17 protein-coding genes and 3 pseudogenes are annotated in these 19,272 nt (G+C 71.0%); 11 read left to right on the forward strand and 9 right to left on the reverse strand.

Annotated elements, in window-relative coordinates; genetic code table 11:
* Positions 1-116: 116 nt before the first annotated feature.
* Positions 117-1,244, forward strand: a complete 1,128-nt coding sequence (locus tag ADL01_RS28785) for a magnesium and cobalt transport protein CorA (protein ID WP_053744913.1) — start codon at positions 117-119, stop codon at positions 1,242-1,244.
* A 74-nt stretch (positions 1,245-1,318) separates the two neighbouring features.
* Here the strand turns inward: ADL01_RS28785 and ADL01_RS28790 are convergent, their stop codons facing one another.
* Positions 1,319-1,747 carry a CBS domain-containing protein gene (locus ADL01_RS28790; RefSeq protein WP_053744914.1) on the reverse strand — a complete coding sequence of 143 codons (429 nt, stop codon included), beginning with the start codon at positions 1,745-1,747 and terminating at the stop codon, positions 1,319-1,321.
* 129 nt (positions 1,748-1,876) lie between these two features.
* Complete coding sequence (locus ADL01_RS28795) at positions 1,877-2,518, reverse strand: uridine kinase (RefSeq protein WP_199834956.1); 642 nt, start codon at positions 2,516-2,518, stop codon at positions 1,877-1,879.
* A gap of 95 nt (positions 2,519-2,613) precedes the next feature.
* Between ADL01_RS28795 and ADL01_RS28800 the strand changes: the two genes are divergently transcribed.
* The 3 genes from ADL01_RS28800 to ADL01_RS28810 all read left to right on the forward strand — a co-directional run bounded on the left by ADL01_RS28800 (position 2,614) and on the right by ADL01_RS28810 (position 5,549).
* Positions 2,614-3,342 (forward strand): DUF2293 domain-containing protein, encoded by a 729-nt coding sequence (locus tag ADL01_RS28800; RefSeq protein ID WP_053744932.1) that lies wholly within the window; start codon positions 2,614-2,616, stop codon positions 3,340-3,342.
* Between the two features lie 113 nt (positions 3,343-3,455).
* Positions 3,456-3,935 (forward strand): DUF1772 domain-containing protein, encoded by a 480-nt coding sequence (locus ADL01_RS28805; RefSeq protein ID WP_053744916.1) that lies wholly within the window; start codon positions 3,456-3,458, stop codon positions 3,933-3,935.
* Between the two features lie 126 nt (positions 3,936-4,061).
* On the forward strand, positions 4,062-5,549 hold the full coding sequence (locus ADL01_RS28810) for a glutamate synthase subunit beta (protein WP_053744917.1): 1,488 nt from the start codon (positions 4,062-4,064) through the stop codon (positions 5,547-5,549).
* Positions 5,550-5,571: 22 nt separating this feature from the next.
* Here ADL01_RS28810 and ADL01_RS28815 read toward each other — a convergent pair whose 3' ends face one another.
* The gene (locus tag ADL01_RS28815) at positions 5,572-6,078 is read right to left on the reverse strand and encodes a carboxymuconolactone decarboxylase family protein (RefSeq protein WP_053744933.1); all 507 of its coding nucleotides are present in this window, start codon (positions 6,076-6,078) and stop codon (positions 5,572-5,574) included.
* Between the two features lie 47 nt (positions 6,079-6,125).
* Between ADL01_RS28815 and ADL01_RS28820 the strand changes: the two genes are divergently transcribed.
* Positions 6,126-7,598: a PLP-dependent aminotransferase family protein gene (locus tag ADL01_RS28820; RefSeq protein ID WP_053744918.1), complete on the forward strand. Its 1,473-nt coding sequence runs from the start codon at positions 6,126-6,128 to the stop codon at positions 7,596-7,598.
* A 206-nt stretch (positions 7,599-7,804) separates the two neighbouring features.
* Here the strand turns inward: ADL01_RS28820 and ADL01_RS28825 are convergent, their stop codons facing one another.
* Positions 7,805-8,020, reverse strand: coding sequence for a DUF397 domain-containing protein (locus ADL01_RS28825; protein ID WP_055525969.1), 216 nt, complete (start codon positions 8,018-8,020; stop codon positions 7,805-7,807).
* A gap of 110 nt (positions 8,021-8,130) precedes the next feature.
* A complete protein-coding gene (locus ADL01_RS28830) occupies positions 8,131-8,991 on the reverse strand; it encodes a helix-turn-helix domain-containing protein (protein ID WP_053744919.1) in 861 nt (286 codons plus the stop codon).
* A gap of 232 nt (positions 8,992-9,223) precedes the next feature.
* On the opposite strand from ADL01_RS28830, the pseudogene ADL01_RS47915 reads away from it, so the two are divergent.
* Together ADL01_RS47915 and ADL01_RS28840 are read left to right on the forward strand one after the other, a co-directional pair.
* Positions 9,224-9,586, forward strand: a pseudogene (locus tag ADL01_RS47915) (ATP-binding protein); the annotation flags it as partial.
* Positions 9,587-9,935: 349 nt separating this feature from the next.
* Positions 9,936-10,388 (forward strand): hypothetical protein, encoded by a 453-nt coding sequence (locus ADL01_RS28840; protein ID WP_053744921.1) that lies wholly within the window; start codon positions 9,936-9,938, stop codon positions 10,386-10,388.
* Between the two features lie 55 nt (positions 10,389-10,443).
* Here ADL01_RS28840 and ADL01_RS44065 read toward each other — a convergent pair whose 3' ends face one another.
* The 4 genes and pseudogenes from ADL01_RS44065 to ADL01_RS28860 all read right to left on the reverse strand — a co-directional run bounded on the left by ADL01_RS44065 (position 10,444) and on the right by ADL01_RS28860 (position 16,015).
* Positions 10,444-10,617 carry a hypothetical protein gene (locus tag ADL01_RS44065; protein WP_107091014.1) on the reverse strand — a complete coding sequence of 58 codons (174 nt, stop codon included), beginning with the start codon at positions 10,615-10,617 and terminating at the stop codon, positions 10,444-10,446.
* 273 nt (positions 10,618-10,890) lie between these two features.
* Positions 10,891-11,646: pseudogene (locus ADL01_RS42705) on the reverse strand (amidohydrolase family protein); the annotation flags it as partial.
* 107 nt (positions 11,647-11,753) lie between these two features.
* Positions 11,754-13,595: an FUSC family protein gene (locus ADL01_RS28855; protein ID WP_053744924.1), complete on the reverse strand. Its 1,842-nt coding sequence runs from the start codon at positions 13,593-13,595 to the stop codon at positions 11,754-11,756.
* A 500-nt stretch (positions 13,596-14,095) separates the two neighbouring features.
* Positions 14,096-16,015 carry a toll/interleukin-1 receptor domain-containing protein gene (locus ADL01_RS28860; protein ID WP_053744925.1) on the reverse strand — a complete coding sequence of 640 codons (1,920 nt, stop codon included), beginning with the start codon at positions 16,013-16,015 and terminating at the stop codon, positions 14,096-14,098.
* Between the two features lie 37 nt (positions 16,016-16,052).
* Between ADL01_RS28860 and ADL01_RS28865 the strand changes: the two genes are divergently transcribed.
* From ADL01_RS28865 to ADL01_RS28880, 4 genes and pseudogenes are all read left to right on the forward strand, one after another.
* Positions 16,053-16,718 carry a hypothetical protein gene (locus ADL01_RS28865; protein ID WP_234354826.1) on the forward strand — a complete coding sequence of 222 codons (666 nt, stop codon included), beginning with the start codon at positions 16,053-16,055 and terminating at the stop codon, positions 16,716-16,718.
* 252 nt (positions 16,719-16,970) lie between these two features.
* Positions 16,971-17,531, forward strand: coding sequence for a hypothetical protein (locus ADL01_RS28870; RefSeq protein ID WP_234354827.1), 561 nt, complete (start codon positions 16,971-16,973; stop codon positions 17,529-17,531).
* 85 nt (positions 17,532-17,616) lie between these two features.
* Positions 17,617-18,576: a GNAT family N-acetyltransferase gene (locus ADL01_RS28875; RefSeq protein ID WP_053744927.1), complete on the forward strand. Its 960-nt coding sequence runs from the start codon at positions 17,617-17,619 to the stop codon at positions 18,574-18,576.
* A gap of 181 nt (positions 18,577-18,757) precedes the next feature.
* A pseudogene (locus ADL01_RS28880) lies at positions 18,758-19,182 on the forward strand (RidA family protein).
* The last annotated feature ends 90 nt before the right edge of the window (positions 19,183-19,272 follow it).

The following is a 19,272-nucleotide window of genomic DNA, read 5'->3' on the forward strand; positions in this document are numbered from 1 at the left end:
ACGGAACCTTCCGTTCCCCCAGGCTTCTCCGGCGTTCGGGCGGGGCTGGCAAACTGGCGAGTCAGGCGCAAGGTGCGGACAGTGCGGCGCGAGGAGATCCACGCAAGGAGATCCAGATGTCCATGGCAGGGAATCTGCGGAAGGTCACGGGCCTCGGCAGGGTCGGCGACCTCCGTAAGGTGGCACGGCTGGCACGGCGGCGCCCGCTTGTCGACCTGAGTCACCATGCCCGGTCACCGCTGGGTTCCGCGGTGGTGAACTGCGTGGCCTACGCGGACGGTGTCCGGATCCCGGCCGGCCGGGATCTGGTCGACGCGGTGCGGCGGGTCCGCAAGAGCGACGAGGGCTTCGTCTGGCTCGGTCTCCACGAGCCGACGGATGAGGAGTTCGCGGGCATCGCACAACTCTTCGACCTGCACCCGCTCGCGGTCGAGGACGCGGTCGACGCCCACCAGCGCCCGAAGCTGGAACGGTACGGCGAAACCCTGTTCGCGGTGTTCAAGACGGTCTGCTACATCGAGCACACCGAGCTGACGGCGACGAGTGAGGTGGTGAACACCGGCGAGATCATGGTCTTCGTCGGCCAGGACTTCGTGATCACGGTACGACATGGGCGGCACGGTTCTCTGGGCCCCCTGCGTGAGGGGCTCGAAGCCGACGCACGACAGCTCGCCAAAGGCCCGGCTGCTGTCCTGCACGCGATCGCGGACCACGTGGTCGACGACTATCTGCAGGTCACGGACGCGGTCCAGGCGGACATCGACCAGGTCGAGACGGATGTCTTCGCGGCTGACGGTGCGGGCGCCGACCCCGGCCGGATCTACCAGCTCAAGCGCGAACTCCTGGAAGTGAAGCGGGCCGTGGCCCCGCTGCACCGACCGCTACAGGAACTGGCGACACGGCCGATCCGGGTGATCGACCCGGAGATACAGGCATACTTCCGCGACGTCTCCGACCATCAACTGCGCGCCACGGAGCAGATCGCGGCGTTCGACGAACTGCTCAACTCGATTCTGCAGGCGCACCTCGCGCAGGTCACGGTCGCGCAGAACGAGGACATGCGCAGGATCACGGCGTGGGCGGCGGTGATCGCCGTACCGACGATGGTCTGCGGTGTCTACGGCATGAATTTCGATCACATGCCGGAGTTGCGTTGGCAGTTCGGCTATCCGCTGGTCATCGGGCTGATATCCGTCGCCTGTCTGACGCTGTACCGGAGCTTCCGGCGCAACGGCTGGCTCTGACGCGGCCGGCCCCGGCGCACCTTGTCGCCCGGCGTGGGCGGCCGGGCGAGAAGATGCGTGCGGGAGCGGTGGGGTCAGCGCATCGTGCTCTTGGCGTAGACGCTCTCGGCCCAGGCCGCGATCTGGTCGTCCGTGAGGTGCTGGGCCAGATCGGCCTCGCTGATCATGCCGACCAGACGCTTGTTCTCGATCACCGGAAGTCGGCGGATCTGATGGTCCTTCATCTCTTCGAGCACTTCGCTGACATCGGCGTTCGCGTCGATCCAGCGCGGGGTTCCCTGGGCCATCTCGCCTGCGGTGACCTTCGCCGGGTCGTGGCCCATGGCCACACAGCCGACGACGATGTCGCGGTCCGTGAGGATGCCGCACAGTCGTTCGTTCTCGTCGCTGATGGGCAGGGCGCCCACGTTGAGCTCGCGCATCATCTCGGCGGCCCGATTGAGGGTCTCGTGGGCGGGAATCCACTGGGCGCCGTGATGCATGATGTCTCCGGCGGTGGTCATGAAGTACCTCCCGGTGCCGGACGGCCGGCGCGGCACAGAGGGCACCGCTAGTCCCGGCGTCCTACATTCTTGTCGCGCTCGAGGGGATGCGCACCCGGAAGTCCGCGGCTTCCGGGCACCGGGGCCGGGTCAGCCGTTCCACGCCGGATGCCGCGGGTCGTCCGCGCGTATGAGGACGTCGGCGGTGGTGGCGGGGTCCGTCTCCCTCTCGTACCGCTGGAAGGCGGGGAGGGTCCAGTGCTCGGCCTCGGGGGTGCGTCGACGCAGGGCGGCCGGCGAGAGGAGGACGTGGGCGCTCAGATCGAACGGGAACCAGTGGCGCAGCAAGAAGGGTCCGTGCAGCAGCAGGAGGCCACCGGGCGGGAGCCTGACGGCGGGGCTGCGGGTGGAACGGTCCGTGAGCGGGTCCCGGAGGTCGGGCAGGACGCGGCCGTCGCCGCCCGGTTCGAGAGGGCCGAAGACCTCGCGCCAGAGGGCGCCGGTGTCGAACCAGCCGTCGTAGTAGGCGTCCACGTCCTCGTGGCCGTACTCCAGCCGGAGGGAGGCGGGGCGCAGAAAGCCGGCAGTGCCGATGGCGAGGGAGGGCCGACCGCGTACGCGCAGCGCCTCGGCCACGCGTTCGGCGAGGTCTCCCGGGCGGGCCGCCGGGGCTCCGTCGAAGGCGATGCGCGGCCAGGGGCTGCCGTCTTCCGGCTTCAGGTCGAGCACACGTTCGGCGAGGAGGTCGCCGAGCCGGTCCCAGGTGATCGGTTCCAGTCGCACACGGTCCATCATGCCGGGTGGCCACTGGTGAGGAGGAACAGCGAATGCGCGAGAAGACGGGGGCCGGGCCGGGATTTGTGGTCGCCGGTGGGAATCAAGCATCCATGACAAGGCGCACAACTCCCCTGCTTCACCCCGGACTTCTCGTCGTGCAGCCTCTCAAGCGGCGGCAGTGCGTCGCGTGCCGACAGGGGCCGTTGGCGTTGCTCGTGCTGGAGGAGGGGGCGCCTCGGTGTCTCGACTGTGCCGATCTCGGGCACCTGGTGTTCCTGCCGAGGGGCGACACCGCGTTGACACGCAGGTCTAGGGAGGAGAGCGGGCTGTGGGCGGTGGTCGTGCGGTTCAACCGGCGGCAGGGGCGGTACGAACGACAGGGCGTTCTCGTCGAGGAGGCGGCGCTCGCCCGGGCCGAGGAGCGGTGCCTGGCGGATACCGAGGCACGACGACGGCGTCGGACGCGGGACGCGCGACGGCGGGCCGCGGAGGATCTGCGGTTCACCGAGGCATTCGCGCGGGAGATCCGCAGGCTTTTTCCGGGATGCCCGGCGGATCGGGCGGCGGAGATCGCCGCGCACGCCTCGGTGCGGGGCAGCGGGCGTGTGGGGCGGAGCGCGGCGGGGCGGGCGTTGTCCGAGGGGGCGGTGGCCTCGGCGGTCGTGGCGTCCGTACGGCATGTGGACACGTCGTACGACCTGCTGCTGATGAGCGGATGCGCGCGGCACGAGGCTCGGCGGCGGATCGCCGGTGCCGTCGAGGCGAGGCTTCGGGAATGGGCGACGGAAGCGGGGGCGGATGCGGGAACGGCGGCCGATGTCCGGGCCGAGCCGATGTGAGCGCGGTGGCTCCGCGACCTGCTCGCGAGGGCGCCGCGCCGCCGGGCCAGGGGCATTGTCAGCGGCAGGGGGTTCACTGGTGGGGACGGTTGGGGATCGAGCGGGGAGTCGGCGTGATCGATGGGGCGTACTTCGTACTCGTGGTGCTGGGTGTGCTCGGTACCGGGGTGGTGGCCGGGGTGTTCTGCGGGTTCTCGACCTTCGTGATGAGGGGGCTCGCCGCGCTGCCGCCCGCGCAGGGGGTCGCCGCGATGCGGGCGATCAACGTCACCGCGGTGCGTCCGCCCTTCATGCTCGTGTTCATCGGGTCGGCCGCGCTGTGTCTGGTGATCGTCGTCGTCACGTGGGTGGTGTGGCCGGACAAGGGCGCGGTGAAGCTGCTGGTGGGCAGCGCGTTGTATCTGTTCGGCTCGTTCGGGCTCACCATGGGCGCGAACGTGCCGCGCAACAACGCCCTGCTGAAGCTGGAGCCGGGCACGGCGGAGGCCGACGCCTACTGGCCCGTGTATGTGCGCGAGTGGACGCTGTGGAACCACATACGCACGATCGCCTCCGCCGCGGCCTCGGTGCTGTACGTCCTGGCCGTCGCCTGAGCCACCGTCCCGCTCGCCGTGCCTGGCCGATGAGTCGTATCGTGTCCGGAAGAGAGTGCCGCCCGATGACGCACGGCCCGCACGGCCCCGTCACGCGTCCGCACGGAAGACGGCAAGGACACCGCCATGGGTGATCCCAAAGGTTTTCTCACCACAGCCCGCCAGGACTGGCTCCGCAGGCCTGTCGAGGAGCGGGTCCGTGACTGGGACGAGGTGTACGTGCCGGGGGCGCTGCTGCCCATTGTCAGCAAGCAGGCCGGTCGCTGTATGGACTGCGGTGTCCCGTTCTGCCACGAAGCCTGTCCGCTGGGGAACCTGATCCCCGAGTGGAACGACCTGGTCTCCCGGGAGGACTGGCGCGCGGCGAGCGACCGGCTGCACGCCACGAACAACTTCCCCGAGTTCACGGGACGGTTGTGCCCGGCGCCGTGCGAGGCGGGCTGTGTGCTGGCCATCAACCAGCCTGCGGTGACCATCAAGAACGTCGAGGTGGCCATAGCCGACCGGGCCTGGTCCGACGGCTTCGTACCTCCGAGGCCGCCGGACCGGCTGTCGGGGCGTACGGTCGCGGTGATCGGGTCGGGGCCCACCGGGCTCGCAGCGGCACAGCAGCTGACCCGGGCGGGACACACCGTCGCCGTGTACGAGAAGGACGACCGGCTCGGCGGGCTGATGCGGTACGGCATCCCCGCGTTCAAGATGGAGAAGCACCATCTGGAGCGGCGCGTGGAGCAGATGCGGGCCGAGGGAACCAAGTTCCGTACGTCGACCGCCGTCGGGCGGGATGTCGGGGCCGCCGAGCTGCGATCGCGTTACGACGCCGTGGTACTGGCCGTGGGTGCCACGGCGTGGCGTGAACTCCCGCTTCCTGGGCGGGAGTTGGCCGGGGTTCAACAGGCGATGGAGTATCTGCCCCTGGCCAACCGGGTGTGCCAGGGAGATCTGGAGATATCCCCGATGTCCGCCGCCGGGAAGCACGTCGTCATCGTCGGCGGTGGTGACACGGGGGCCGACTGTCTGGGCACCGCGGTGCGTGAAGGGGCCGCCTCCGTCACCCAGTTGGACATCTACGCCCAGCCCGGCGGGGAGCGCGACGAGGACTTGGATCCCTGGCCGACGTACCCGAAGGTCTACCGGCTGTCGGCCGCGCACGAGGAGGCCCGTGACCTGGAGTCGGCGCCCGCGGCCGACGCCGACGCCCGCCTCTTCGCGGCGTCCACGCTCCGCTTCACGGGCGACGCGGACGGGCACGTACGGGCGCTGCACCTCGTCGCGGTGGACGCGGAGCGCCGGCCATTGCCCGGGTCCGGACGGACGCTCCCTGCCGACCTGGTGCTGCTCGCCCTCGGCTTCTCCGGACCCGACCGGCAGGACGGTCTGATCGAGCAGCTCGGGCTCGCCCTCGACCCGCGCGGCACGATCGCCCGCGACGCCGACTTCGCGACGAACGTGCCGGGCGTGTACGCGGCGGGGGACGCGGCCCGCGGGCAGTCGTTGATCGTGTGGGCGATCGCGGAGGGGCGGGCGGTCGCGGCGGCCGTGGACCGTCGGCTGACGGGCGCCACTCAGCTGCCGGCGCCCGTAGGCCCGTACGACCGGCCGATGATCGTCTAGGCCCTGTCCGCGCCGGCGTGGGTCAGCGCTCGTCCGTGCCCGCGACTTTGCGGGTCGCCAGCGCCACCCGGTTCCAGGTGTTGATCGCGAGGATGAGGGACAGGACCTGGGCCAGTTCCCGGTCGTCGAAGTGGGCCGCGGCCTCGGTGTAAACGTCGTCCGGGACGCCTGCGTCGGCGACCAGGGTGACCGCTTCCGTGAGGGCCAGCGCCGCCTGTTCCCTCGGGGTGTAGAAGTGGCGGGCCTCGCGCCACACCGGGACCAGGTGCAGCCGGTCCTCGCTCTCGCCCGCCTTGCGCGCGTCGTTCGTGTGCATGTGGAGGCAGTAGGCGCAGTGGTTGAGGTGCGAGGCGCGGATCTGGATCAGTTCGACCAGTGCCGGGTCGAGGCCCTCGCGGGCCGCCGCGTCGAAGCCGATGAGAGCGCGGAAGACCTTGGGGGCCGTCTTCGCGAGGTTCAGGCGGGGAGTTTCGGCGACCCCCGCGAGGTGGGCGATCGTGGGGTCCGCGGTGTTCGTGTTCGTCGTCATGACCATGAATCTACGGGCCTGAAAGACCGGCTGTAGGGTTCATTCCTGTGGCAGAAACGTGGGTCAATTCGGCGGAGCGTGTCGGTGCCGACCTCCATCTGGAACTGGAGGGGTCAGGGCCCGGCGGGCGGCGGGACGCCCTGATCCGCGCCCTGCGGGACGCCGTCCGCAGCGGGCGGCTCGCGCCCGGCACCCTGCTGCCGCCGTATCGTTCCCTCGCCGCCGATCTCGGCGTGGCCCGCAACACGGTGGCCGACGCCTACGCCGAACTCGTCGCTGAGGGCTGGCTGACCGCCCGCCAGGGTTCGGGCACCCGGGTCGCGGAGCGCGCCGCCCCCGCAAGGGCGGCCCGCGTCCCCGTAAAGGCACCTCCACGCGCGCGTGGACCACGACACGACCTGCGTCAGGGCAAACCGGACGCGTCGGAGTTCCCGCGCGCCGCCTGGCTTGCCTCGTACCGGCGGGCGCTCCAGCAGGCACCCAACGAGGCGTACGGGCCCGGTGATCCGGCCGGCAGGATCGAACTACGGGAGGCGCTCGCGGAGTATCTGGCACGCGCGCGTGGCGTACGTACGGAACCGGCACGCATCGTCATCTGCTCGGGCTTCGCACACGCCCTGCGGCTCCTCTTCGGCGGCACGGGCGGCAGCGGGGGCGCGGACGCGGTCTTGCGCGGGCCGTTGGCCGTGGAGGCGTACGGGCTCGGCTTCCACCGGGAACTGCTGGCCGCGGCCGGGGTACGGACCGTGCCGCTGCCCCTCGACGAGGACGGCGCGCGGGTCGGTCTGCTCGACCGGGAGCGGGCCGTACTGCTCACGCCCGCACACCAGTTCCCCACTGGCGGCCCGCTGCACCCCGAGCGCCGCGCGGCCGTGATCGACTGGGCACGCGCGTGTGGCGGCGTGATCCTGGAGGACGACTACGACGGGGAGTTCCGCTACGACCGCCGGCCCGTCGGCGCCCTGCAAGGGCTGGATCCGGAGCGGGTGATCCACCTCGGCTCGGTCAGCAAGAGCCTGTCACCGGCGCTGCGACTGGGCTGGATGGTGCTGCCGGAGCGGTACGTGGAGCCCGTACTCGAGGCGAAGGGTGAGCGGGAGGCGTGGGCGAGCTCGCTCGAACAGCTGGCGCTCGCGGACTTCCTCGGGTCCGGGTCGTACGACCGTCATGTGCGGCGCATGCGGCAGCGGTACCGGCGCCGCCGCGACCGGCTCGTCGCCGCGCTCGCCTCGCACGCGCCGCATGTCGTGGTCACCGGTGTCGCGGCGGGACTGCACGCCGTGCTGCGGTTGCCGCCCGGGACGGAGCGGTCAGCGGTGAAGGCGGCGACCTGGCGGGGAATCGCCCTCGACGGGCTCGCGGAGTTCCGGCATCCGGAGTTCCACTACCCGGAGAGGGCCCCTGAAAGCGGTCACGGGGTGGTTGCCCCCGACGGCCTGGTCGTGGGGTACGCGGCACCGTCCGAGCACGCGTACGCGGCGGCACTGGAGGCTCTCTGCCAGGCGCTTCCCCCGGAATGAGGAAGTGCCGACAACGCGGACGGCTGACCCGGCCGTTGCTCTGGGTGACCTCCACCGGCGGTTCCGTGATTGGACGAGCGGGCCGAGCAAACTCCCTACGTTGTGTGACCCGTGGACTGACGTGGCAAGCGATCGACTGAGCACCGAATTAAGGACGTGACTGAACACAACGGAACCGACGGCCCATGAACGGCCCAAGCCGGACCTCAGGAGAGCAGGAAGTCGGCCTCCCCGGCCTTCGCGCCCTCGATGAAGGCGAGCATCTCGGCCGTGGTGTAGATCAGCGCCGGACCGTCCGGGTCGGTGGACTGACGGACGGCGATCCGTCCGTCGGCGAGCTTCATCGCCTCCAGACAGTTGCCGCCGTTGCCACCGCTCCACGGCTTGTGCCAGCCCTCGCTGCCCAGTTCGCCGGCGGGCATGCCGTTGTAGATACGGGCACTCGCCCGCTCGGTGACCCGGTCAGTGGTCAGCTCATTGATTCGCTCGCGGCGTATCCGGACCTTGGACGTCATGCGATCCATGCAGAGATTCAGAGCTCCTTGCGGAGATCCCGGAGGATCTCCTTCGTGCGATGCGCTGTAGCGGACTGAGCCGCCATGCGGTCCATGACCTCCAGGTGGGTGGCCACCTCGGGGCGCGAATCCAGATAGATGGCGCCGGTCAGGTACTCGCTGTAGACCATGTCCGGGAGTTCCGGCACGGCAAAACGGAAGAGCACGAAGGGCCCGTACGTGCCCGGGTGCGGCCCCGAGGAGAAGGGGGCGACCTGGATCGTCACGTTGGGCAGGTCCGTGGCTTCGAGCAGTCTGTCGATCTGCCCACGCATCACCTCCGGATCACCCACCGGCCGACGCAGGACGGTCTCGTCCATCACGACCCACAGCCGGGGCGCACCCTCACGGGTGAGCAGTCCCTGGCGTTCCATGCGCAGCGCGACATGGCGCTCGATGTCCTCGGGTCTGGTCTGGCCGATGGCGCCCGATCTCAGGACACCGAGGGCGTACCCCTCGGTCTGCAGCAGGCCGGGGACGAAGTGAGGCTCGTACTGGCGGATGAGGCTCGCCGCGCCCTCCAGGCTGACATGCATGGAGAACCAGCCGGGCAGCACATCGTGGAACCGCTGCCACCACCCGGGCTGATTGGCGTCCTCGGCCAGCTGGACGAACGCCTCGGCTTCGTCGTCCGAAACTCCGTACGACTTGAGGAGGAGCTGGAGGTAGGGGATTTTGAGAGCGACCTCGGCCATCTCCATGCGGCGGACGGTGGCGGGGGCGACCCTGAGGATGCGTGCCGCCTCCTCGCGTCGCAGGCCCGCACGCTCCCGCAGGTCCAGCAGTCGTCGGCCGAGGACGACCTGTCCGACCGTCGGCGCGGACCGCGGTTCGCTCACGCTCCACCTCCATCGGGCACCGGCGTACGCCGGTGAGAATTCCTGACAGCCCGGCGGCGCCACCGGGAATCCGTTCGAAGGTTTATTCGAAAACCTACCAAAAGTCCCAACTGGCGCCGCTCCGAGTGCTGTTGCGAGCAGTGTGCCACGCCGTTCCACTCCGTCACACCGCACTCTGCAATTTTCAGAGTGACACTTGCCAAGTGTTCACGGCGGGGAGATAGTGGCAAGCGTGATTCCGTCCCCGTCCTTAGGAACAGACGCCGCCGCGGACCGCTCCGGTCCCGGGGCCGCAGCCGCGCTGCGCTCCGATACGGCGGCCGAGCGCCGGTTCCGCTTCGAACTGGCCGCCCATCCGGGCTCGCCCGCGCAGGCCCGCCGCCTGACGCGCGCCCGGCTCACGGGCTGGTCGATCTGCGAGGACACGTGCGACACGGCGGCTCTGGTCGTCACCGAGCTGGTCACCAACGCCATCGTGCACACCGCGAGCAGCCACATAATCTGCGAGCTGCACGACGGCGACGAGCTGGTGCGCATAGCGGTGCGTGACGAGGGCTGCGCGCCCGGAATACCCCATCAGTCGCCGCAGCGCCCCGCCGACGAGCAGGGCAGGGGACTACTGCTTGTCGAGGCCATGTGCAGGGCCTGGGGCGCCCAGGAACACGGACCCGGCCTGCTGGTCTGGGCGGAACTCGCGCGAGCAACGGTCGCCACCGGCGCCGACGACACGGCGGCCCGCGGTGACCTCGGCTGGGGCGCGCCGCCACCCCGCCCCCACACGACCGGTGACCCGCACCCGGAGCCCCCCCAGGACCCACAGGCACACCACGGGCAGCACCGGTCACACACGCTCCAAGGGCACGCGACGGCGGGGGCGGCCACGGGCAGCACGGGTGCCACACGCTCCAAGGGCACGCGACGACGGGGACGGGGACAGAGGCCGAATGGGTGTAAGGGGTTCGTCCACGGGGGGCCGGGTCGTCACCATGGACACGCTGGTGCGCGTGAAGCGTGGCCTGCACAGTCCACCCCGTGCGAGCGCCCCCCTGCGCCTTCCGATACCGGACGGCATGACCGCCCCCCTGGGCTGCGACGCGGTGGCGGTACCCGCCCGCTTCGGCCCCCAGATACTCCCCCGGCTACCGCGCGTGGGCTGCGTGTACGCGGACACCAACCACTGGTGGTGGCTCGTCCCCGCGGACTCCGACTACGCCCTGGAGTGGCCGGCCCCCGCCCACTACGCCACCGGAGCGGTCGTTCGCGACGCCTCGCGCACCCCGCCCCTCCTGCACCGCCCGCACGACACCCTCCCGTACACCCCACCGATACCGCTCTACCTGGCCCTGTGCCAGGTGACGGGGACGATTCCGACGTGGTCGAGGCCGATCAGCGCCTGAGGGCCTGAGGACCTGAGGGAGCCGAGGGCCTTCCCGAAGGGCCCTGGCGACCGCCTCACTCCCCCGCGACCCCGCCCCGGACGATCACGAGGAACGTGTCCGTCGCGAGGTCCATGACGACCTCTGCGGCCTGCCCCTCGAGCCGCCGCGCCTGCGCGAACTCCTCCGCGGGCCAGGAACCGCGCGGTCCGCCGGCAGGAAAGCGTTCGAGCACCTGTCGCCCGTTCACCCTGCACCTCCATGTAGCGCTGATCTCATAGACTTAAACGCTCATCATGGGGAAAGGGCCTCGCCAAGTGACCGTACTGAGACGTAGTTGACACCCGTTCACCGCCGGATGTGAGGATCACCTCACCCCGTTACATCCCTTACGCCGCTTTTCTCACCCTCCGTATCGGTCGTCATGCTCGTCGTGAGGGCGCACGTGCTCGGCGTATCGGTGTATCGGCGCGTCACGCGCACGTGAGGCCGTCGCCCCCTCATCTGCGCCCACGGAGAGACGTCAGGTGTCGTACTCCTGAACCCGCCTGCCGTGACTCCGGTCGACGAGCGCCGGCAGCCGGTTGCCCAGCTCCCGGACTCCCGGGACGTCGAGGTCAGCACGAGGATGGCGACGAGGTCGTGCACGGGCTGGGTGTGTGGCCCGGTGAGGTCGACGACGATGATGTCGGCCCTCCGGCCGGGCGTCAGGCCGCCGATCCACTCGCCGAGTCCCACCGCCCGTGCGCTCTGTGCAGCGTGCCATGGTGCAGAGCCTGCCGGGAGGTCAGCCAGCGGGGGTCGCCCACAGCCGACTTCTGGATCAGCGAGGTGAGCGCCATGGACTCCCACACGTCGAGCGAGCCGCTGGAGGCGGCGCCGTCGGTGGCGAGGCCGACGGGGACGCCGATCTCGCGCAGCGCGCGTACCGGCGTGGTGGTGGGCCAGGCGAACCTGAGGTATTCGCGGGGCGCGGTCGCCACGGCCGTACGTCCGTTCGTACGCGCCAGGACGGGAAGGTCCCGCTCGACGATGCCGGTGCCGAGCGCGATGAGGACGTCGAGGTCTCCATCCAGGACGCCGGTGCGGGCCAGTACCTCGATCGGGGTGAGGCCGCGCCGGGCGAGGCTGGTGTCGGTCTGGTCGCGGTTCCCGCGACGCCGAGATGATCCAAACGGCAGGGCCTAAGTGCGGACTCCAGCGACTTCGCCCGCCCCTGGGGCCCCTGCGAGGAGAAATACGCCTCACCGAGATGCGCCCGGATCCCTCGCTGCGGTACAGCCGGTGATGACGAGGTCCGCGGGAGCAGGCGTCATACGGCCGCCGTACGAGGCGCTCGTACCGGTGGGCGGCGCGAACCGTGAGAACGGGCGGCACCGGCCGACGTCAACCGGCGAGCGGCGTCCCGTCTGCCCCCGGCACCCGCATGCGCAGCCCGGCGCGCTCACGCCGCTCGGCGAGTTCGTCCAGGAGTTCGGTGAGGTGTTCGCTGTGCTGACGGGTGAGGTGACCGGTGTCGTCGAGGTGTACGGCGCAGGCGGTCGCTGTGTCGACAAGTCGTTCGAGCGTGGCGGCGACCTCCCCTGTCCCCTCGGTGTGCCGTGCCAGGGCGGGCAGTTCGGCCGCGGAGTGCGCGATGGCCGTACGGGCCTCGGCGAGCGCACGATAGGCCTCGCGACGCAGCTTCCAGCGCGCGTGCCGGTCGTCCGAGCCGCTCAGCACATGCTGGAGGTACGACTGCGCGGCCTCGGTAGCCCGCGCCAGCCGCGCCCGTACGCCCCCGCCGCGCTGCCCGGGCATCGGCAGATGTCCGACGACGAGTACGAGGGCGCAGGCCACCAGCGTCTCGAGGATCCGGCTCCCTGACGCCTGGGGTTCGCCGCCCACCATCACGAGGGCGAGCACAAGCACCGTGACGACGGCGGTCTGGGCGGCGAAGTGCCGGGTGGCGACCGGGATCAGCGCGCCGCTCACGGCGACGAGCGCGACGGGTCCCTCGGGGCGTGGCAGTACGGCGGCGAGCCCGGCGAAGACGACGGCCCCGAGGACGGTCCCCGCCGCCCGGCACAGGACACGCGAGACGAGCGGCCCGAGGTCGGGCTTGACGAGGAAGACGGCGGTGGCCGGAATCCAATACCAGTGAGCGTGGTGCGTGGCCTGTGCGACGGCCGCGCCGGCCCCGAAACAGAGCGCCACCCGCAGCCCGTACTCGCGCCCACCGGAGTCGACGGCCGTGCGCAGCAGGGCCGCGACGGAACGGCGCCGCGTGTGCAGGTCGTGCGTGTCGCCGCCGCGGTCGAACGCGTCGGCGGCGTGCAGCAGCGCGTCGTCGAGGGCGCGCAGCCCCGGTGCGGAACGGGCGGGGGCGGGCAGCGGCCCGGTGTGCGTGTTGGTCCGTACGGCGGCGGCGAGGCGCCGTGGCCCTTCCGCCACGCGCGCGTGGAGGGCGTCCCCGGTCCAGGCGAGGGCGGTCGCCGCCTCGGCGAGGGGCAGCGCGGCGGCGTACTGGGTGCGCAGCCGCCGCTCGTCCGCGGAACTGGCGTACTGGCGCAGCCGGGGTCCGCCGAGCGCGTCCTGGGCGTGGTCGAGGGCGGCGGTGAGGGCGACGCGCCGGGCACCGGCCTCGTCCGTACCTGCGGCGTCGAGCAGATGTGCGACGGCGTCGTACACGGCGGCGACGGCGGCACGTTCGCCGTCGAAGCGGAAGTCACCGGCGCTGCCACCGGGTGTGGGGAGGGCGAGACGCAGGGCGAGCAGCCAGCCGGCGCCCGCCACGAAGAACAGCGCCCGCTGCCAGCCCGGCTCGGGCAACGGCATCCCGGCCCCGATGGCGGCGGTGACGAGCAGTTGCGTGCCGGCGCCGGACGCGACGGGCCCGACCGCGCTGATGCCGCCCGCGAGGAGTCCGAGGGCCGTGAGGAGGAGGGTCAGCGGTACGGCTCCGAACTGCTCTCCGGCGTAGGTCCCGACGACCAGCCCGAGGGCCCCGGCCGACGCGGGCACGCCGAGCCGCCGCACGGAGGAACGCCGACTGCCCGGCCGGTCGTTGATCCCGGCGAACATGGCACCGAGCGCGGCGACGACACCGACGGAGGTGCGGCCGGTGAGCACGCCGGCCAGCAGCAGCGGCCCGGCGGCCAGAGCGCCCCGGATCACGGCGTTCCAGGGCACAGGGCCGCGCTGGGCGCGGAGGGTGTGGGCGAGCCAGGGAGGCAGGGCGAGCGACACGGGGCTCCTGTCGTCTGGGGAGGCGGGGGTGTGCCTTCGGGCGACGGTGGCCGGGCTGGGGGCTGGTGGTATCTACCGTAGATCGGGTTCTTGGACGGTTCGGGGCCCTTGTGTTACTCGCGTGTGACGATGCCTGCAAAAGCCACGTTCTTTATGAACGCAAGGGGCGGCACGGTTGCGGGGCGGCGGCACGGATCCGATTCCGACAGGACCAGGGTCGGCCTGCCGTGCTTGTCCTGGACGCACCGGCATCGGTCAGCGCATCGTGCCTGTTCAAAGCTACGCACGTGGTACGACCGTTGACGCCATGAAGCCCCTGACTCCCCCACAAGGGCATTTACCCCAACGCATCGCCCCCTCCCTACAGGAGTTCGCCACGCAGTTCACTTCCACCCCACGCGGCGCACGACTGGCCGGTTCCTCGAACCGCTGCTCACGGGCTGACGTCCGTAGGGTCCCGCTGGCGCGGACCGGTCTCGACCACCACGCCGGACACGCGCTCATCCCGTCGCCGCTACGCCGAAGTCCGCCCCGGAGATGTCTCCCAGCCCTCCCACGATCCGCAGCAACGGCTCACGCAGGGCGGCCAGTTCGGCGCGCATCGCCTCGGCCTCCGGCCACGCCGCCTCGTGGTCGAGGGGGGAGGTGTCCACCGGACACCGGGCCTCGTAGGCCGCGAGCCTGGGATGCCAGGGGGTGGTGAAGGGGCGGATGGTGTCGTTGACCAAGGCGTAGGCGAGGCTCTGGACCGTCGGACGTCCCAGGTCCGCGCCGCGCTCCAGACCGATGCTGTACGTGTGCAGCGTCGCGCGCGTGAAATCGATCAGGGATTTCAGTGAGGCCAGGGCCTCGCGCAGGCTTCCCGTTCCCGGTGCCAACTCCTGCACGCCGATCCGTGTGACCAGCTCGACCTGCATGTCGTAGGCGGCCATCCGTTCCGACTCGCTGGGCGCTGCCATGGGTGCCTCCCTACGGCTATCGGGGAAGGCCAGCGTAACCGGGTCGCGGCGGCCGCACAGGGTACGCAGGGCGGCATGGCGGAGGGCTTCGGCGCGGGCGGGGGCCGGGTCGTGGTGGTGCCAGGCGTGCAGGGTCACAGGGTGCAGGGACCAGCGCTCGTCGGTGGCGGGCGTCAGGAGGCTGCGGGCGCGCAGTTCGCGGACGCCGTTCGTCGCCCGCCGGGAAGCGACGACCCGGGGGACGCGGTCGGCGGCGCCAAGGACCTGCGCCACCTCATCGGTGGTGAGGGGCAGCGGGTGGAGGGCTGCCATGCAGCGCAGGGCGTCGGCGGTGTCCCGCGTGCCCACGTCCCGTACGACCGAGCCCGTCACATCCTCGTCGGCGAGCGTGTCGAGGAGGGATCTGCCGCGTGCGTGCAGCCGGTCGTAGAGCCTCTGCGGTTGTTCTCCTGAGCGGACCGCCCGGCCCAGCAGGCCGAGGGCGAGCGGATGGCCGCCCACCGCCTCCGCGAGCGCGTCGTCACCGGCCAGCACGCGCGCGTGTGGCGCGTCGAGCGGTCCCACGTCGACCGGCGTGCCAAGGACATCGTAGGAGCGGCTGCGCAGGGTGAAGAGAGTGCGGCCGAGGGGGTGGGGTGCCCTCATCGCGGCGATCTCGCGCGCCTCGAAGCGCTCGGCGGGGACATCGTCGACGATCCAGAGGAACGGTTCGCCGATGGCGTCGAAGTACTCGAAGAGGGCGCCCGCACCGCCGGTACCGAGGGCGCGCACCGATTCGTCGTACGCCTCCCCGTTCACCCAGCACACGCCGCCGGGGTAGGCCGCCTCGAAGCGGAGAGCGTACTCCTGGGCCAGCAGCGTCTTGCCGATGCCCGCCATGCCTCGGATCTGCGCGGCGAGCGCGGCCGCGCGACCGGTCACGAGCGGGGCCGCGTGGGCGTGCAGGGCGGAGTGCACCTGCCAGAGCTCGGAGAGACGGCCCAGGAAGTCGGGGCGCGGCTCTGGCGTGCCCAGCAGCCAACGCCGTACGCCGGGTTCTGTGATCGTCATGGGCTCATCGATGCGGGCCAGGTGCGCGCGTACGTCCGATACGAGGGCAGCGGGGTCGTCGAATGAGGCGTGCCTGGCGTCGCGCAGCTCCACCGGGTGAATGTGGTCCGTGGTCCGCTCCGGGTTGACGACCATGACGCGTCGGCGCGGATCGCCCTCGCCGAGTCCCGCGAGGTAGGCGGTCGTCAGCTCCCACTGACAGGCCTCGCGTTCCGGGTAGCCGGCCGAGTAGTAGGCCAGAAGGGCCTTCGAGCGGGACAGTTCACGCCGGATCGTGTCGCTGATGCCGGCGAAGGACGCGACTCCGGTCTCGTCCGTGAACACGGAGAGTCCGCCGTCCGACAGCGCCCGGACAAGCGGACGCACCAGGTCCGCGTCACTGCGGCTATAACTGAGGAAGACGTCCCACACGACGGCTTACCCTACTGTGAGTCCGGGGAGGGCGATCATGAGACGCAGGCAGCGCAGGCGACGCGGACCGGGCGGTCCGTCGCAGATAACGGCCACACTGGCGATTCCGTTCGTCGGCGAGATCTCAGGCACCTGGGTCCCGGCCGACGCGGAACGGAGCGCGGCCTGGGAGCTGTATCTGGAGCTGATCACCCGGGTGTCCGTCGAGGAACTCGACCGCGAAGAGGGCTTCCTGCGCGAGGCGCTGTCGTCCCTGTACACGTTCTTCGGCACCACCCGCGAGATACTGCGCCGGTACGGCCCCGAGATCGCCCCGCCCCTCGCTCCCGGCCATGTCAGCTTCGGCGTCCTGGCCGTCACGGTCCTCAACCGTGTCCTGCGCCCGCTGCTCGCGTCCTGGCATCCCCGTCTGACCGCGTACGAGTCGAGCCGGCCTGCGGACGTCGACCCGGTCGCGTACGAACGGGCCTGGGAACACGCGGACGCCCTGCGCTCGGAGATCGCGGCGGTCCGCCAGACGCTGGTGTCACTGGCCCGGACCCTGCAGCAGGTGGCGGGCGTCAGCGACCTGATCGACCTGCCTGCGCCACGGCCGCCGGGGCTGGGTCGCGGATTGGGGCACCCCCCCCCGCAGCTCAGAGCCCTTCTGACGGTGATTGAGGGCACGACCGGGAGCAGGTTCGGTCTTGTCCTGACCGCCTGAGAGCGAACCGTTCGGCTCCTGGCTCCAGGGCGGCTCGGGTGATTGTCAGTGGTGGGCGCTTCAATGGGAGGTGTCGTCACAGAGCGTCACGACCGAGCTACGGGGGAGGTAGTCATGGTTTGCCATGCCAGCGATCGGGGCTACGAGGAAAGTCGGGACCAGCAGGGCTCTCAGAGTAGTGAGGGCTATGAGGAAGACGGCCAGCGGTACGTCTCTCTGGCGGGTCTGCGGACTCGCGGATGGACCGGTGCGATGGTGCACCGGCTGCTCGGGCCACCGGACCGGCTCAGCGTCAATCCTCGACTCAAGGCGGCACCGCAGGTCCGGCTGTACCACGTCGAGCGGGTCGCGGCGGCCGAGCGGACCGACGAGTTCCGCAGGGTGGCCGCGTCCTCGGCGCGGCGGTCGGAAGCGGTGCGGAACGCGGTGCGGCGACGGCGGCTGGAGGTCCTGGAGCGGATCAGGACCGAGCCGATCGAGGTACCGCGCCTGGAGCCGGGCAAGCTGGCCCTGCGAGCGGTGGAACACCGGGCGCGACGGGAGGCGGCGGCAGGCGGCCCGATCGAGCTGCCCGCCGGCGACTCGGCGGAGCGGGGCGGCGTCGGCCGTGCCACTCTCGCTCCCTGGAAGGTCGACTACCTGAGGCACCGGATGAGCCACTACGACCAGCTTCTGGACGGGCTGCCGGGAGGCGAGGGGGACTCCGGCCGGTCCGAGGCCGAGGAACTGCTCCGTCGGCGGATCTGCGCGGCCATCGCCGAGGCGTACCCACCACTTGAACAGGAGTGCGAGAGGCAAACACGCGACCAATGAGCGGGTCCATCGCCAAGGTGAACCCGCAGGTGAGATCCCCTCCCGGGCCGGACAGACACACCCTCCACGTCCTTACGCTCCGGCCATGGAAGATGATCTCGCCCTGCGCGCGCACGAACGGCTGTCGGCATGCCCCGGCCTGCGCGCGGTCGGGCCCGCCGAAGGACACCGCTTCGCTCTCTGGGACCTGGCCTCACTCGCCGAGGGCGCCCTCGGCGAGTGCAGCGACCCGGACTCGTTCACGGCTTCGCACGTGAAGCGGTTACGCCTCCGGCTCGGGGCGTCCGGACGCGAGTACGAGCACAACGACGACTACTCCAGGAGGTACTGGCTCTGGGACGCCGCCGAAGACAGGCCGTACGGACGGCCGAGGGGGCCGCTCGGAACCGTCGCCGTGGACACCTGGCCGACCGGCGTGGGGGCGTTGCGCGTCTCGTCGCTGTACGTCCATCCCGTGGCCCGGCGGCGCGGCCTCGCCTCGTCGACGCTGGACACGGTGTACGAGGCGTGCCGCGCCGAGGCCCTGCACGGCTTCCGCCTCGACACGTGCTGGACCTGGCAGCGGAGCGTTCGCTACTACCTCAACCGGGGCCTGTGGGTGACGTCATGGAAGCACGCGCTCGGGTTCGCCCGGCTGTCGTATCTGCCCCGGTACGAAGTCAGGGCCAGTGAAGGCGAGTTGACGTTCCTGATCGCGTCTCCGGGTGCGCGCACACCTGGAGCCATGGTCCCGCTGCTCGTCGCAGACGCCGTCGCTGGGCGGCTGCGCCTGCGGGAGACCGAACAGTACGCCCGTATCCGCGACCAGCGGAACCCCGTCCGGTACTACGCGCGCTCGACGCTGGCACTGCATCTCGCCGTGCGCGGGCTGCCGTTGGTGAGAGGGAAGGAGGAGTGGGCCGAGGCGATCGCGGGCCGGTGGTGCGACATCGGAGACCCGGAGGGGCTCGCACGGAAGATCGAGATCTTCGAACAGGTGGCCCGCGACGACGGCTGGCGGCTGACGGGTCTGTACGACCCGTCGTCCCACGCGCGCCACGGCTGACACACCCGCAACGTGGACGGGCCGGACAGCGACCGCCGTACGACAACAGCAGTGCCCCCAACGGAAATCTGGGTGCGCCCGCGACCTGGCTTCCCGCATGATCGGCAGGTTGTTCTGCGGGCGACCCACTGCCCCGTCCTCGTTCCCCGTCCCACCTCCCACCGCTCTCCAGGAGCCCGCCATGCTCAAGCGCGTCACCGTCCCGGGTCTGTTCCCGCCGCCCGTCTACTCCCACGCCTCCGTCGTCGAGGCGGGCACGCGTCTCGCGTTTCTCGCCGGCTCCGTGCCGCTCGACGTGCAGGGGCGGATCGTCGGCGTGGGCGATCCCGTACGGCAGGCAGAGCAGGTGATCGTCAACCTGGGCGAGCAATCCGGGCGGTGGGCAGTGACTTCGCGCATGTTCTGTCGACCGACGTGTACGTCGTGAGCGGCGAGCCTGAGGTTCTGTCCGCCGTCTGGGACGTCGTCAAGGCGTCGGGGCTGTCGGCCGGACCTCATTCGTCGACCCTGCTCGGAGTGGCCTGCCTCGGCTACCCAGGGCAATTGGTGGAGATCACGGCAACGGCCGCCGTCCCGGAGGAGAGGGAGGCAGGGGAGGGACTCTGAGCGTCCCGGGCGCCCTGTACGCCGGTAAAAACCAGGTGCGTTCCACAGTGCACCTCTGGCAGGCTCCGCCCCCGTGACCCCCTCTTCCCC

The organism is Streptomyces sp. NRRL WC-3618 (assembly GCF_001280005.1).
Classification (GTDB): domain Bacteria; phylum Actinomycetota; class Actinomycetes; order Streptomycetales; family Streptomycetaceae; genus Streptomyces.

Coding starts and splice junctions, on each gene's coding strand:
- ADL01_RS28785 (WP_053744913.1), top strand. CDS start 117: ATGTCCATGGCAGGGAATCTGCGGAAGGTCACGGGCCTCGGCAGGGTC.
- ADL01_RS28790 (WP_053744914.1), bottom strand. CDS start 1,747: ATGACCACCGCCGGAGACATCATGCATCACGGCGCCCAGTGGATTCCC.
- ADL01_RS28795 (WP_199834956.1), bottom strand. CDS start 2,518: ATGGACCGTGTGCGACTGGAACCGATCACCTGGGACCGGCTCGGCGAC.
- ADL01_RS28800 (WP_053744932.1), top strand. CDS start 2,614: ATGACAAGGCGCACAACTCCCCTGCTTCACCCCGGACTTCTCGTCGTG.
- ADL01_RS28810 (WP_053744917.1), top strand. CDS start 4,062: ATGGGTGATCCCAAAGGTTTTCTCACCACAGCCCGCCAGGACTGGCTC.
- ADL01_RS28815 (WP_053744933.1), bottom strand. CDS start 6,078: ATGACGACGAACACGAACACCGCGGACCCCACGATCGCCCACCTCGCG.
- ADL01_RS28825 (WP_055525969.1), bottom strand. CDS start 8,020: ATGCCCGCCGGCGAACTGGGCAGCGAGGGCTGGCACAAGCCGTGGAGC.
- ADL01_RS28840 (WP_053744921.1), top strand. CDS start 9,936: ATGGGTGTAAGGGGTTCGTCCACGGGGGGCCGGGTCGTCACCATGGAC.
- ADL01_RS28865 (WP_234354826.1), top strand. CDS start 16,053: ATGAGACGCAGGCAGCGCAGGCGACGCGGACCGGGCGGTCCGTCGCAG.
- ADL01_RS28870 (WP_234354827.1), top strand. CDS start 16,971: ATGGTGCACCGGCTGCTCGGGCCACCGGACCGGCTCAGCGTCAATCCT.
- ADL01_RS28875 (WP_053744927.1), top strand. CDS start 17,617: ATGGAAGATGATCTCGCCCTGCGCGCGCACGAACGGCTGTCGGCATGC.